General features: G+C 37.2%; 17 protein-coding genes. 13 read left to right on the forward strand and 4 right to left on the reverse strand.

Annotated elements, in window-relative coordinates; all coding sequences use genetic code 11:
* The first annotated feature begins 206 nt into the window (after nt 1-206).
* The 6 genes from ACWPWK_RS08220 to ACWPWK_RS08245 all read left to right on the forward strand — a co-directional run bounded on the left by ACWPWK_RS08220 (nt 207) and on the right by ACWPWK_RS08245 (nt 3,608).
* Nucleotides 207-581, forward strand: coding sequence for a hypothetical protein (locus ACWPWK_RS08220; RefSeq protein WP_006533955.1), 375 nt, complete (start codon nt 207-209; stop codon nt 579-581).
* A gap of 65 nt (nt 582-646) precedes the next feature.
* A complete protein-coding gene (locus ACWPWK_RS08225) occupies nt 647-1,474 on the forward strand; it encodes a YfdQ family protein (protein WP_109373174.1) in 828 nt (275 codons plus the stop codon).
* A gap of 58 nt (nt 1,475-1,532) precedes the next feature.
* Nucleotides 1,533-2,030 (forward strand): single-stranded DNA-binding protein, encoded by a 498-nt coding sequence (gene ssb, locus ACWPWK_RS08230; protein ID WP_109373173.1) that lies wholly within the window; start codon nt 1,533-1,535, stop codon nt 2,028-2,030.
* 68 nt (nt 2,031-2,098) lie between these two features.
* Nucleotides 2,099-2,776, forward strand: a complete 678-nt coding sequence (locus tag ACWPWK_RS08235) for a hypothetical protein (RefSeq protein ID WP_109373172.1) — start codon at nt 2,099-2,101, stop codon at nt 2,774-2,776.
* A gap of 48 nt (nt 2,777-2,824) precedes the next feature.
* Nucleotides 2,825-3,298, forward strand: a complete 474-nt coding sequence (locus tag ACWPWK_RS08240) for a class I SAM-dependent methyltransferase (protein WP_109373171.1) — start codon at nt 2,825-2,827, stop codon at nt 3,296-3,298.
* A gap of 64 nt (nt 3,299-3,362) precedes the next feature.
* Nucleotides 3,363-3,608, forward strand: coding sequence for a pyocin activator PrtN family protein (locus tag ACWPWK_RS08245; RefSeq protein WP_109373170.1), 246 nt, complete (start codon nt 3,363-3,365; stop codon nt 3,606-3,608).
* A 41-nt stretch (nt 3,609-3,649) separates the two neighbouring features.
* On the opposite strand, the gene ACWPWK_RS08250 is transcribed toward ACWPWK_RS08245, so the two are convergent.
* Nucleotides 3,650-4,483, reverse strand: a complete 834-nt coding sequence (locus ACWPWK_RS08250; RefSeq protein ID WP_198801291.1) for a DUF2971 domain-containing protein — start codon at nt 4,481-4,483, stop codon at nt 3,650-3,652.
* A gap of 269 nt (nt 4,484-4,752) precedes the next feature.
* Between ACWPWK_RS08250 and ACWPWK_RS08255 the strand changes: the two genes are divergently transcribed.
* The 3 genes from ACWPWK_RS08255 (at nt 4,753) to ACWPWK_RS08265 (ending at nt 5,951) form a co-directional block, all read left to right on the forward strand.
* Entirely contained in the window at nt 4,753-5,109 is a 357-nt protein-coding gene (locus ACWPWK_RS08255) for a helix-turn-helix domain-containing protein (protein ID WP_109373169.1), read from the forward strand.
* Between the two features lie 21 nt (nt 5,110-5,130).
* Nucleotides 5,131-5,652, forward strand: coding sequence for an ImmA/IrrE family metallo-endopeptidase (locus ACWPWK_RS08260; protein WP_233063872.1), 522 nt, complete (start codon nt 5,131-5,133; stop codon nt 5,650-5,652).
* A 149-nt stretch (nt 5,653-5,801) separates the two neighbouring features.
* Entirely contained in the window at nt 5,802-5,951 is a 150-nt protein-coding gene (locus tag ACWPWK_RS08265) for a hypothetical protein (protein WP_167392493.1), read from the forward strand.
* 18 nt (nt 5,952-5,969) lie between these two features.
* Here the strand turns inward: ACWPWK_RS08265 and ACWPWK_RS08270 are convergent, their stop codons facing one another.
* The gene (locus ACWPWK_RS08270) at nt 5,970-7,058 is read right to left on the reverse strand and encodes a tyrosine-type recombinase/integrase (RefSeq protein ID WP_036904867.1); all 1,089 of its coding nucleotides are present in this window, start codon (nt 7,056-7,058) and stop codon (nt 5,970-5,972) included.
* A 96-nt stretch (nt 7,059-7,154) separates the two neighbouring features.
* Between ACWPWK_RS08270 and dusA the strand changes: the two genes are divergently transcribed.
* Complete coding sequence (gene dusA, locus ACWPWK_RS08275; RefSeq protein WP_109373167.1) at nt 7,155-8,189, forward strand: tRNA dihydrouridine(20/20a) synthase DusA; 1,035 nt, start codon at nt 7,155-7,157, stop codon at nt 8,187-8,189.
* A 46-nt stretch (nt 8,190-8,235) separates the two neighbouring features.
* Here dusA and ACWPWK_RS08280 read toward each other — a convergent pair whose 3' ends face one another.
* Both ACWPWK_RS08280 and ACWPWK_RS08285 read right to left on the reverse strand, forming a co-directional pair.
* Nucleotides 8,236-8,550 (reverse strand): hypothetical protein, encoded by a 315-nt coding sequence (locus ACWPWK_RS08280; protein ID WP_109373166.1) that lies wholly within the window; start codon nt 8,548-8,550, stop codon nt 8,236-8,238.
* Between the two features lie 191 nt (nt 8,551-8,741).
* Nucleotides 8,742-9,725 carry a quinone oxidoreductase gene (locus ACWPWK_RS08285; protein WP_109373165.1) on the reverse strand — a complete coding sequence of 328 codons (984 nt, stop codon included), beginning with the start codon at nt 9,723-9,725 and terminating at the stop codon, nt 8,742-8,744.
* 155 nt (nt 9,726-9,880) lie between these two features.
* Between ACWPWK_RS08285 and dnaB the strand changes: the two genes are divergently transcribed.
* From dnaB to ACWPWK_RS08300, 3 genes are read left to right on the forward strand one after another with little or no spacing between them, the layout of a single operon-like run.
* On the forward strand, nt 9,881-11,290 hold the full coding sequence (gene dnaB, locus ACWPWK_RS08290) for a replicative DNA helicase (RefSeq protein WP_109373164.1): 1,410 nt from the start codon (nt 9,881-9,883) through the stop codon (nt 11,288-11,290).
* Nucleotides 11,291-11,330: 40 nt separating this feature from the next.
* Nucleotides 11,331-12,422 (forward strand): alanine racemase, encoded by a 1,092-nt coding sequence (alr, locus tag ACWPWK_RS08295; RefSeq protein ID WP_109373163.1) that lies wholly within the window; start codon nt 11,331-11,333, stop codon nt 12,420-12,422.
* A gap of 53 nt (nt 12,423-12,475) precedes the next feature.
* Nucleotides 12,476-13,672: an amino acid aminotransferase gene (locus tag ACWPWK_RS08300; RefSeq protein WP_109373162.1), complete on the forward strand. Its 1,197-nt coding sequence runs from the start codon at nt 12,476-12,478 to the stop codon at nt 13,670-13,672.
* The last annotated feature ends 13 nt before the right edge of the window (nt 13,673-13,685 follow it).

A 13,685-nucleotide genomic window follows, 5' to 3' on the forward strand; every position in this document is an offset into this window, starting at 1 on the left:
AGAGAACGTGTGAAGAGAAACAATGGCTGGCTGAGTCTTAAACCATTAACGGGGGTGTGGTGATAATGTTCTGCTCAGTCAGCCATTTTATCAAATCTAACAATAAGCAAGGGTGCTGGCATTACTTGTGAAATGTCTTATCAGGATTATGTCAACTCGCTAGTGCCCTTTCTTATTGTGTGAAGTGATAACGTGAGGTTATAGAAATGAGCCAAGAAGATCGTAAGACAAATGTTCCCGACTTTCTTTCCGAATTGGACGCTGGCGTTTTTGAAAATAAAGTCTCTGCTGTTTTAAATGATGTGGCTTTAGGCGTTTTAAATAATGGTGGAAAAGGCAAGGTCACTATTGAATTAGATATTGCTCGCCTTAGTAATTCAATGGAAGAAAAACGAGTTGAAATAACTCATAAACTTAAATTCTCTGCACCAACACCACGCGGAAAACGGGCTGAAGAAGATACCACCAAAACACCAATGTACGTAGGTAAAGGTGGTAAGTTGACCATCATGCAAGAAGACCAAGGTCAATTATTTTCTCTACAAGGTCAGCCCGACGGGAAATTAAAATCCGTTAATTAGTTTCCTTATTTTTAATTAAACCTATCCATTTAATTTAATGCTTTTAAATAAGTAGGAGTTTATTCATGTCTCAATTAGACGGTAATGCTATTTCGCAAATTCAAAATATGGCAGTGGCTTCATTAAGTCTCGATGCAATAGAGAAGTCATTATGCCCAGCGATTGTTCTTCCGAATGACTTTAAAGTAAGTAGTTTAGAAAATTTACAAGAAGGTCGTTTTCGCTTTCGTGGTGAAATGAAAACAACAAGTATTAGTGATTTTGTTAAATACTCAATCAAAAATGCAATTGATGAAGGTGTTAGCTGCTTTATTGATGCCGATGAAATGAGCGCCAAAACTATTTTCAATATTGGCACAATTGGCGAACCAGGTCATGCCGATAACACGGCTGTTGTTAAATTAAAACAAACCGCTCCATTCGCAGCACTATTAAAAATTGATGGTGTTAAACATCGTCAAAAAGAATTAGCGGAATGGTTAGAAGACTGGCGTGATTATTTAATGGCGTTCGATGCTGACGGTAATGTTCTAGATATCAAACAAGCTATTTCTGCTGTTCGCCGTATTACGATTGAATCAACACGCTCTGCTGAACATGAAGATCACGATTTTAGTGCCAAACGTTCAGTATTAGAAAATGTTGAAGCAAGAAGCAAAGATGTTATGCCTACTGCATTCCAGTTTACATGCAATCCGTATGACGAGTTAAAAGAACGTAGCGTTAAATTGCGTTATAGCGTGCTTACTGGCGGTGATGTTCCTGTTTTAGTGCTCCGTATTGTCCAACTTGAAAACCTTGAAGAGCAAATCGCTCAAGAGTTTCGCAGTCTGCTTTGTGATGAATTCGATGGAAGTGAAATCGAAACATTCATTGGCAAGTTTTCAGCTTAATTATTAATTAATCGCCATCTTATTGGTGGCGATTTTACTCAAATAGGAATAACTGAAAATGGCTAACGGATCAGTAAACAAAGTAATCCTCATTGGCAATTTAGGTCGTGATCCTGAAATTCGCTACCTGCCTTCTGGTGGTGCTGTTGCCAATTTGGCTGTGGCCACAAGTGAAAAATGGCGTGATAAACAAACGGGTGAAAACCGCGAAAAAACAGAATGGCATCGTGTTGTTTTGTTTGGAAAGCTTGCAGATATCGCCAGTGGCTATTTGTGTAAAGGCTCACAAGTTTATATCGAGGGCCAACTACAAACGCGCGAGTGGGATGATAACGGCGTTAAACGTTATACAACAGAAATTGCTGTAAAAGTTGGCGGTTCAATGCAGATGTTAGGCGGTGCTAGTAAATCAGTAGGTTCACAACCGGCACAGCAAAATCAGCCACCAGCTCAACCTCAAGCCAAAAGCAATCAGCCACCAATGGATTTTGACGATGATATTCCTTTTGCTCCGATTGGGCTTATGCATCCACGCCATTTAATTAATGTGCTTTAGGTGATGTTATGCCAGTAGAATAGTCGCATGGATGTGGGTATGATTTCCACTTTCATTAAGGAGGGGTTATGTCTAATAAAGGTGAGAGCTGTTTAACTTTTGTACTAACATGGTCATTTATAATTATATTATTCGTTACTGTATTCCTCTGTGGTTTTTCTTTTATCTATTACTCTGAAAAAATAAGTTTAGATAGTAAAGTATCATCTTTCTTTAGTTTTGTTTCTTCACTTGGTATTTTATCTACCATTGGTGTATATATTCATCAAAAAAATAGAGAAGATAGAATGCAAAAAAATAAAGATGATATAGTAAAAAGATATATCATCTTGGATATTAAAGGTCATTTAAAAACAATCTCAGATATAAAAAAATTCCTAGATAGTGAATATAGAACTCACTATGAAGAAATAGAATTAGATTATAATGATAACGTTGGATACATGTTAACGGCAAAAGATGATGACGGGGATTTGGTTTATTGCGATAGGATAAGAACAAACAACAGAGAATTTATAAAAGAAGCCATGAAATTAAGACATTTAACATCTGATAAAGTCATACAATTAACAGAAGAAATGAATTATATTTCTGATGATTTTGAAAAATCATTTCAAAGTTATATTTTGTCAACATTAAAATCAAACACACAACCTATAAAAATGAAACTGCTTTTTTTAGATGGTTTTTCAGTAAAATTTCAAGAGTTTATTGATGACGTTAATAAAATTAAAGATAAATTATAAAATATTTTAGTACTAGCGCGGTTTTTATACCTAATTTCAGAGGATATAATGAAGCCAATACTTGATATGTGTTGTGGCTCTCGTATGTTTTATTTTGATAAACAAGATGACCGTGTTTTATTTAATGACATTAGAGCTGAAGAACATATTTTATGTGACGGGAGAATTTTAAATATAACACCTGATGTGATTTCTTATTTTAAAAATCTTCCATTTCCTAATAATACATTTTATCAGGTGCTATTTGACCCTCCTCATTTAATTAGAGTTGGTAAAAATAGCTGGATGTTTAAAAAATACGGTTCGTTAAATAAAGACTCATGGAAAGAAGATTTAAAAAAAGGATTTGCTGAAGCATTTCGTGTGTTAAAGCCAAATGGAACCTTATTGTTTAAGTGGAATGAAACTCAAATACCAGTTAAACAAATATTAGTTTTAACTAATGAAAAACCAACTGCCGTTCAGCGTGTAGGGAAAAACGATAAAACACATTGGATGGCGTTCTATAAAGGAAATCAGTAAATAATTACCACCAGCATTAACTAATATCTATTTAAACTGTGTACGGACAGTGTGGAGAGAATATATGAATACAGTATTTTTATTAATGGCAGAATATGAAACGTCTCAAATCCCGTTATCTGTAGTTGCTGAGAAGTTCCTTAGCATATCGCCATCCTGGGCTGATAAAAAAGCTAATCTTGGAGAATTACCGTTTCCAACATATAGAGATAATCAAAAATCTGGCCGATTAGTACATATTGTTGATTTGGCTGAATGGATAGATAAAAAACGAGAATTAGCTAAAATAGAATTCAAATCATTACAATAAATTGTATTTGGCTGTATAATTGATACAGCCAATTGTAACCATTAAGCCTCAATAAATTTTCTCATCGCTTCTTTATAATCATCTAAAAGTTTCGATTTTTTTATTTTACTTTCAGGGATTCCAAATAATTCACATATTTTATAAACACTAGAAGTAAATGGTTCTCCTACATAAGGAGATATATATATTTCTTCGATTAAAGTCGATACATTAACATCTAGAAAAAAAGGAATTGGTTCATATGTATACCAATCTTCAGGCTTAGGAACTAGATAAAGCCTAACTTCATTTTCATGCTCATATTCTTTACGTTTCAATAATGGAGACGTTGAACCATCCACTAAACAATCTTCATGTTTTAAGTTTGTGTCAAAAAAATTAAAATATTTGACTTTACCTAGCCTTAAAGAAAGTTCATCGTTTCCACTTAAAGAATTAACCAGAGAAGTAACGTTAGTCTTGATGGCAATTCCTTTTCCACTATCAGAATATAACTTCCACATAGCCTCTGATTCGAAATCATTATGATACCAACAATTGACAATACATGATTTCATTATTTTATAATACATGGAAGTTACTATTTCTTTACTTTCTTTAAATTTATCCTCTATCAAGTTTCTTATTTTATCGTCATGATTAAATTGATTAGTTGCTGCACAACACTCTTCATTAAAAACAGTGTTTATCGTTTTATGATATTCTTTTAAGACAATTTGCGGGGCATAACCTTCAAATGGATCTGTTTCCTGATAAATAGAAAGTGGTGTAAGAAAAAGCTTATTCTTACTGAAAAGGTCTATTAACTTGTCAATAGACATATATCTCCATAAAGTCATTTCATCACTCAAACCTTCACCAACTTCAACACCCATTATTTATTCCCTCTTAATCTTACATGAATAATAGTTATCATCATGATATTAGAGTTTTTAATATTTACCAAAACCATACTTTATTGCATCATAATTATACTTAAGTATCTAAAAACACCATATCATGGGAAAATATAACATATTGATTTAAAACAAAAGAAACAGCAAATGAAAAAAAATCAACAAAACATGTTGATTTCAATAACTCATTTTGTTAATATCAAAGCGTAGGGTATTTTTACCTTATTTTTTAATTGAGGAGTCACAAAATGTTAACGCCGTTCGGTAAGACTGTAAGGAAAATGCGGATTGATTTAGGCATTACTTTAAAAAGTATGGCTGAGTCAATGAACATGACATCTTCTTACCTTTCAGCGATTGAAACTGGCAAAAGAGCTGTCACAAATCAGATTTTAGAAAATATAATAAAATTTTTCCAAGCAAGTGGTGATGTGAAAGAAAAATTGATAAAGGCAGCCGATGAATCTCAGCAAACAGTGGAGATTAGCTTGTTAGGTAGACAAGAAAGAGCAAGAGATGTGGCTATTGCGTTCGCCAGAAATTTTGACGATTTAAGTGCAGAAGATTTATCTCGTTTACAAAGTATTTTGAATAAAAATGAATAATACTTAAACTAAGGAGGCCTCTTGAGTGGTCAAGATTATAGAGTTCCCTCTCTAAATCGAAGGGATATAAGGACGCTAGCTCATCAAATAAGGAGCAGGTTAGGTATTACAAACTTACACTTTCCTATAATGGAATTTGTTGAATTTGGATTACCTCGTCTTATTGATGATTATGAGCTCAGTATAATGCCCATTGAAGATATGCCGGGAACTCACGGGTTAACAATACCTCAAGAGAGCAAGATTATATTAAGGGAAGATATATATGAGGGAGCATTAAATGGAAATGGTCGGGATAGGATGACTGTTGCACATGAGCTAGGCCATTTACTTATGCATAAAAATATATCTTTCGCTAGGTCTATGCCTAACGTTCGAATAAGAGCGTTTGAAAGTAGTGAATGGCAGGCAAAATGTTTTAGTGGTGAGTTACTTATCCCTGCCACCAAAAGAGAAATACTATTAAACATGACACCTATTGAAGTCGCTCAGGTGTGTGGAGTTTCTCTAGAAGCAGCTGAATATCAGTTGCAAAAAATATAAAACCCCTGTTTAGGTGGTGCTAAACAAGGGCTTTTTTTAGTAACAAACCTAAGAGTGTTACTACTTGAATTACTTCGTGACAACCTGACAATAACACCTCAGGGAAGTTAACTCAAGAAAAATCTCTCTTGGTAAGGAGGTGTTTATGAATGGCTTTAAAACCAATTACTAGCAAACCAGCACCAAAAGGTTTTCGCTGGATATTTTGCAGATTCCGTAAAGTTCGTGGTAAATCTGGTAAAAGATTAGATGCGCATGCATACGGATATCAAGCTTGGGCATTTTTAGTAAGATGCTAAAATAGAAAGGCATGAATTTCATGCCTTTTTTGATGTTATTTTTTCAAACTTTTCGTGTAGAGATTTGGGATATAACTCTGTATATACCTGCCAAAGAACATTTAAAGATCTATGTCCTGTAACTTGAGCCACCTCTTCAATACTAAAGCCCGCTTCAAATAAACGACTAGCCCCTTCTCTTCTTAAATCATGATATCTAAGATCTTCAATTCCTAATGCGTTCCTAGTGCGCTGAAAACCTGCAGTAACTGATTTAGGGTTATAAGGGAAAATTCTATCACTTGTTTTTGGTTGGCGACTCAGTATTGTCCATGCATCACCAAGCAAAGGAACTGACATATGATTGCCAGATTTTTTACGCGGATCTTTTCTATCTCTAACAATTACTGATCTGTTTTTCTCGTCAACGTCTGCCCATAGAATTTTGCACACTTCACCAATCCGCATGCAACTAAGAATAGAAAAATCTAAAATATCAACATAAGGGATAATGCACTCTCTGTGTTCGCTTCGTTTTTTAAGCGCTTCTCTTAGTTGTTTTAATTCTTCTTTTTGAGGTCTACGACTACGCCGTTGCGATTTACCAATCAATCCCATTTGAATGAGTAACGGGCGTGCCTCATACGCTGGATTAGCCGTATATTCTATACCATAGATAGGTTTTGCCGATTTTAATACCGAGGTCAAATAACTAACATCATGGTTAATGGTTGAGGGTGATGCACCTGATGCGTGTCTATGTCTGCAATGATCAACAATATGTGAAACGGTAAGCTCTGTTAGCCCATATTTAGACAAATCAGAATCAAACAGCATTTCTAAAACATACCGTTTTGTTCTTCCTGCTTTCCCGCCAAGATCTGGATCATTTAAATATTTAAACAGTAAATCTCTGACTGTTATTTTTGTTGCATCAGTTGGATCTGGTATGCCGTTTTGCTCTAACTCTAAAACACGTTTAGTTCCCCATGTTTTTGCATGAGCTTGTTTAGTGAACGTTCTACTTTCATTATAAATTCTCTTTCCACCAGCTTTCACCGAAACAGAACATCTGTATCGAGCAGTGCCATCTGCTCTATCACGTTTTGATATGGTATAGTAAGCCATCTCTATATAAATCCTCTCTCACTCTCAGCGGGACACCAAAATTTGGTGTCCTCACTGGTGTCCTGATAAAGAGAAAATACACTAAAATGGGTTATAATGCACGAAAATACACCAACCGATAAAACATTAAAAAACAAGCAAACACAGGCTATTCAAGGCAATTACCCACTTAATAGGTTTTCTGTTGCGCCGATGCTCGATTGGACTGATCGTCATTGTCGTTATTTCTTTCGTCAGCTCAGTAAAAATACACTGCTTTATACTGAAATGGTCACAACTGGTGCCATCATTCACGGTAAAGGCGACTATCTAAAATACAGTGAAGAAGAACATCCAGTCTCTTTGCAGTTAGGCGGAAGCGATCCTCAAGCTTTAGCGCAATGTGCAAAATTGGCACAAGAGCGTGGCTATGATGAAATCAATTTAAATGTGGGCTGCCCTTCAGATCGCGTACAAAATGGGCGCTTTGGTGCTTGTTTAATGGGAGATGCACAACTCGTTGCAGATTGTGTGAAAGCCATGCGTGATGTCGTTGATATTCCTGTGACGGTAAAAACTCGCATTGGTATTGACGAGCTAGATAGCTACGAATTTCTATGTGATTTTATTGATACTGTTAGCCGTGATAATAACTGCGATACCTTTATTATTCATGCCCGTAAAGCATGGTTATCGGGTTTAAGTCCAAAAGAGAACCGTGAAGTTCCACCTTTAGATTATCCTCGTGTTTATCAATTAAAACGCGATTTCTCGCATCTCACTATGGCAATTAACGGTGGTATTAAGTCACTAGAAGAAGCCAAAGAGCACTTAAAATATATGGATGGCGTTATGGTAGGTCGTGAGGCTTATCAAAACCCGTCAATTCTAACGCATGTTGATCATGAGCTTTTTGACAACCAGCTACCTATTGTCGATGCAGTCACTGCGGTAAGAGCAATGTATCCTTATATTGAGAAAGAGCTCTCACAAGGTACTTATTTAGGTCATGTTACACGTCATATGTTGGGGATTTTCCAAGGTATTCCAGGTGCTAGACAATGGCGACGTCATTTAAGTGAAAATGCCCATAAACAGGGCGCTGATTTATCTGTTTTAGAAAATGCACTTAAATTTGTAACTGAAAAATAACGATATTAAAAATAAAACCAGCCACATTGGGCTGGTTTTACTTTCATTAAAGTAATGAGAAGAAGCGATTATAGTTTGCAACTAAATAAGCAATTTGAAATTCAAATGCTTCTTTAACTTCACGTTTACCTTCTTCTGTTCCTTCTTTCTTTTTAATATCAAAAAAAGCATTTTGCATTAATTGAACTGATACATCCATTGATTTTTGGAATGCAGATAAATTATTATTTTCACCAAGGCGTTTAAATAATGCTTCTGTTTTTTCATCTGCGACATCACGAATAAATTGTAATTCAACATTACTGACTTTATTATCTTCATAAATAAAATCAATAAAATCCTTTAATTCATCTTTTTGCATAAACACTCCATATTCTATTAATAAAAATCACGAAAACGTAAATTAAAAGAGATAGAGTTAAAAATAAATCTAAAATAAAAATAAGGCTTTTTTTTGATAATCAAACTTGAAATTATTTATATTTATTAATAATAAATATTCAAAACCTATTTAATTTATTTTAAATAGGTTTTAGTTTTTACAAATAATAATTAAGGAATAAGTAAACTTGATCCTTGAGATTGTCTACTTTCAAGATAACGATGAGCATCTTTCGCATCTGCTAAAGCAAATTTCTGATTATCTGGCACACTTACATCAATTTTACTGCTACCAATTAATGCAAATAGCGCTTCACTTGCAGCATCTAGCTCTTCACGCGTTGTGATATAACCCGAAATAGATGGGCGCGTCACATATAGAGAACCTTTTTTATTAAGAATACCTAAATCGACACCTGTTACGGCACCTGATGCATTACCAAAACTCACCATTAAGCCACGGCGTTGCAAGCAGTCTAACGAATCTAACCACGTTGCTTTACCAACAGAGTCATAAACAACAGGCACTTTTTGGTTATTAGTTAGCGCCAAGACACGTTCCACAATCGACTCAGTCTGGTAATTAATCACTTCCCATGCACCTGCGGCTTTTGCTTTGGCAACTTTTTCATCGCTACCTGCTGTACCAATCATTTTTGCACCAATGGCCTTAGCCCATTGGCTGGCAATTAAACCAACGCCACCAGCAGCTGCGTGGAATAAGAAGGTTTCGCCCGCTTGTAATTTATAAGTTTCATTGAAGAGATAATAAACTGTTAATCCTTTTAAGAAAGAAGCTGCGGCTTGTTCAAAAGAGATATTATCAGGCAGACGTGCTACTTTATTTTCTGGTACATTATGCGTATCGCTATAAGCCCCTAGCGGAGATTGCGCATACACAACTCTGTCCCCTTCTTTTAGTGAAGTCACTTTAGCGCCTGTTTTGATAATAATGCCCGCAGCTTCAGTGCCTAATCCACTTGGGAATTGGCTTACAGGATATAATCCGCTACGTACATAAGTATCAATATAGTTAATACCAATTGCCTTATTGGCAACTTGAACTTCATGATCGCCAAGAGGAGCTGGTGTAAATGTTGCTAACTCAAGAATATCTGCATCGCCATGAGTTGCAAATTGAATACGATTAGCCATTACTATCTCCTTTGTAGGATGAGAGGTTAAATAAGCGAGCGCAAAAAGACCTTTGGAGATAATGACAAAGGATAGCTATTTCTACAAGGCACAGATAATTGGGTTAGCGTATACTAATACGCTGACTGATACTTTTTCGATTTTATGCAGGATTTATGGCCAGAAACAAGACCACTGACAAGCTGATGTCTGATATTAAAGACCGACAAATGGAGGGATTAAAGCTACCTCCCCATTCGCTGGAAGCAGAGCAGTCCGTGTTAGGCGGTCTGATGATAGATAATGAACGTTGGGATAATGTTTCTGAACGCGTTACCGTCGAAGATTTTTATAGCCGACCTCATCGTACTATTTTCTCGCAAATGCAACGTTTGTTGGAATTAGGCAAGCCTATCGACCTTATTACGCTATCCGAAGCATTAGAACAAAATGCGGAGTTAGACAGTGTAGGAGGTTTTGCTTATTTAGCCGAACTTTCAAAAAATACGCCAAGTGCGGCGAACATCAACGCTTATGCGGATATCGTCCGAGAGCGTGCGGTTGTTCGCGATATGATAAAAGTTGCCAACGAAATTGCAGATGCAGGTTTTGATCCTCAAGGACGCACCAGTGAAGATCTGCTCGACTTTGCTGAATCAAGAGTGTTCCAAATTGCTGAAACACGCGCCAATAAAGACGAAGGCCCTAAAGCAATAGATGCAATTTTAGAAGAGACTGTTGAAAAAATAGAACAGCTCTATCAAAAACCTCATGATGGTGTCACAGGGGTTTCAAGTGGTTATCAAGATCTTGATAAAAAAACCGCAGGATTACAAAAGTCAGATTTAATTATTGTTGCTGCACGTCCTTCTATGGGTAAAACCACATTTGCCATGAACTTATGTGAAAATGCGGCAATGACGGAAGAAAAACCCGTACTTATCTTCAGCTTAGAGATGCCCGGCAACCAAATCATGATGCGTATGTTGGCATCGTTATCTCGTGTCGATCAGACAAGAATTCGTACAGGGCAGCTTGATGATGAGGATTGGGCGCGCATTTCAAGCACCATGGGTATTTTGCTTGAAAAACGCAATATGTATATCGATGACTCATCGGGTTTAACACCAACAGAAGTTCGCTCTCGCGCTCGTCGTATTTATCGTGAACATGGCGGTTTAAGCCTTATCATGATTGACTACTTGCAGCTAATGAGAGTACCTTCATTATCTGAAAATAGAACATTAGAAATTGCTGAAATTTCTCGTTCTTTAAAAGCGTTAGCTAAAGAATTACAAGTTCCTGTGGTTGCTTTATCACAGTTAAATCGTAGTTTGGAACAACGTGCTGATAAACGCCCTGTTAACTCCGACTTACGTGAATCTGGCTCTATCGAGCAAGATGCTGACCTTATCATGTTTATTTATCGTGATGAGGTTTACCACGAAAGTAGTGATTTAAAAGGGGTTGCAGAAATCATCATCGGTAAACAACGTAACGGTCCAATTGGTACAGTAAGACTTACCTTTAACGGCCAATGGTCACGCTTTGATAACTATGCGGGCCCTGCTTACGACGATGAATAATCACTAACCTTGACTTAATTAAAGGAAGTATTGGAATAATATGAAAGCGGCAACCGCAGTGATAGATCGCCGCGCTCTGCGTCACAATTTTCAGCATGTGAGAGACTATGCCCCACATAGCCACCTGATAGCTGTCGTGAAAGCAAACGCTTATGGTCATGGGTTATTAGAAACAGCATATACCTTAATGGACAATGCTGATTGTTTTGGTGTTGCACGTATTGGTGAAGCATTAACCTTACGAAGTGGGGGTATTGTAAAGCCCATTCTTCTGTTAGAGGGCTTTTTTGATATCGTTGACCTACCTATTTTAGTCGTCAACCACATTGAAACGGTTGTTCATAGCCAAGAACAATTAGAAGCATTAGAACAGGCCGACTTAGATGAACCCGTCAAAGTATGGATGAAAATCGATACGGGGATGCACCGTTTAGGCGTGCGTCCTGAAGATGCGCAAGCCTTCTATTTACGACTTTCCGCCTGCAAAAATGTACAACAACCTGTCAATATTGTGAGCCATTTTAGTCGCGCTGATGAGCCTGATGCTCCTGAAGCAACACAAAAACAAATCACATTATTTCAAGATTTTATTCAAGATAAAGCCGGTGATAAGTCTATCGCCGCTTCTGCGGGTATTTTATTTTGGCCTCAAGTTCATTATCAGTGGGTTCGCCCTGGTATTATTACTTATGGTATCTCCCCTACTGGTGATGAAAGAACAGGTAAAGATTTTGGCTTAACCCCTGCAATGACACTGAAAACAAGCCTGATTGCTGTTCGTAAACATAAAGCGGGTGAACCTGTTGGTTATGGTGGAACATGGGTAAGTGAAAAAGACACTTATCTTGGTGTGATCGCTATTGGTTATGGCGATGGTTATCCTCGCAGTGCACCTTCAGGTACTCCTGTGTGGATCAATGGTCGAAAAGTGCCTATTGTTGGCAGAGTTTCGATGGATATGATCAGCGTCGATTTGGGGACTGAACTGATTGATAGTGTTGGTGATGAAGCTATTTTATGGGGAGATGTGTTGCCCGTAGAAGAAATTGCCAAATATAGTGGTATTAGCGCCTATGAGTTGATTACAAAATTAACCTCGCGCGTCATCATGGAATACCTAGACGAACAATAATACACACGATATTGTATCCCTATGACACACTAAAAGTGATTGGAGAAGAAGCCGTGTTTCAACAGGTTGAAGCGTTTCCGGGAGATCCGATTCTCTCATTGATGGATGTTTATAACAAAGACCCACGTCAGGATAAAATTAATTTAAGCATTGGTCTTTATTATGACGAAGAAGGCAAGACCCCTATTTTAGGAACAGTTTCTGTTGCGCGTCAGCAACTTAATGCCATGACCCCCACCGCAACACTTTATTTACCAATGGAAGGGCTGGCGCCTTATCGCAGCGAAATTCAAGATCTCCTTTTCGGTGCAGATAATCCTCTAATTGCAGAAAAGAAAATTGCCACAATCCAAACATTAGGTGGATCAGGCGCATTAAAAGTAGGTGCTGATTTTCTCCATCGCTATTTCCCAAGATCAGAAGTGTGGATAAGTGATCCGACTTGGGATAATCATGCTTCTATTTTTGCGGGCTCGGGTTTCAAGGTAAATTATTACCCATACTTTGATCCTGAAACCAAAGGCGTAAAATTTGAAGCTCTACTCGATTGCTTTAAAAAGCTGCCTGAAAAAAGCATCGTATTGATGCACCCATGTTGCCACAACCCAACAGGTTCTGATCTGACTAAAGATCAATGGGATCAAGTCACTGAAGTATTAAAAGCTCGCCAAGCAATTCCATTCTTAGATATTGCTTATCAAGGCTTTGCTGAAAATCTAGATGAAGATGCTTACGCTATTCGTACTATGGCAAAAGCAGGATTACCGATACTTATCAGTAACTCTTTTTCAAAAATATTTGGGATCTACGGTGAACGTGCTGGCGGCTTATCAATTGTGTGTGAAAATGCCACTGAATGCGAACATGTATTAGGTCAGTTGAAAGCAGGTGTACGTCGTATCTACTCAAGCCCTGCAAACTATGGTGCGCAAATTGTCAATAAAGTGCTATCAGACCAAGTTTTAACGGCACAATGGCAAAAAGAAGTCGCGCATATGCGTGATCGCATTAAAGAGATGCGCGTTACTTTAGTCGAAGCTTTAAAAGTTGCTCTGCCTGAAAAGAATTTTGATCATCTATTAACTCAACGCGGTATGTTCAGCTATACCGGCTTTACACAAGCGCAAGTTGATAGATTACGTGACGAATTTGGTATTTATCTTGTCGGTACTGGCCGTGTTTGTATGGCAGGTGTTAATACAAGTAATGTTCAGCGCATTGCGCAAGCCTTTGCGGCTGTGAGTATTTAATCTAATCAACGCA

It is taken from the genome of Proteus sp. Marseille-Q3619 (assembly GCF_965283115.1).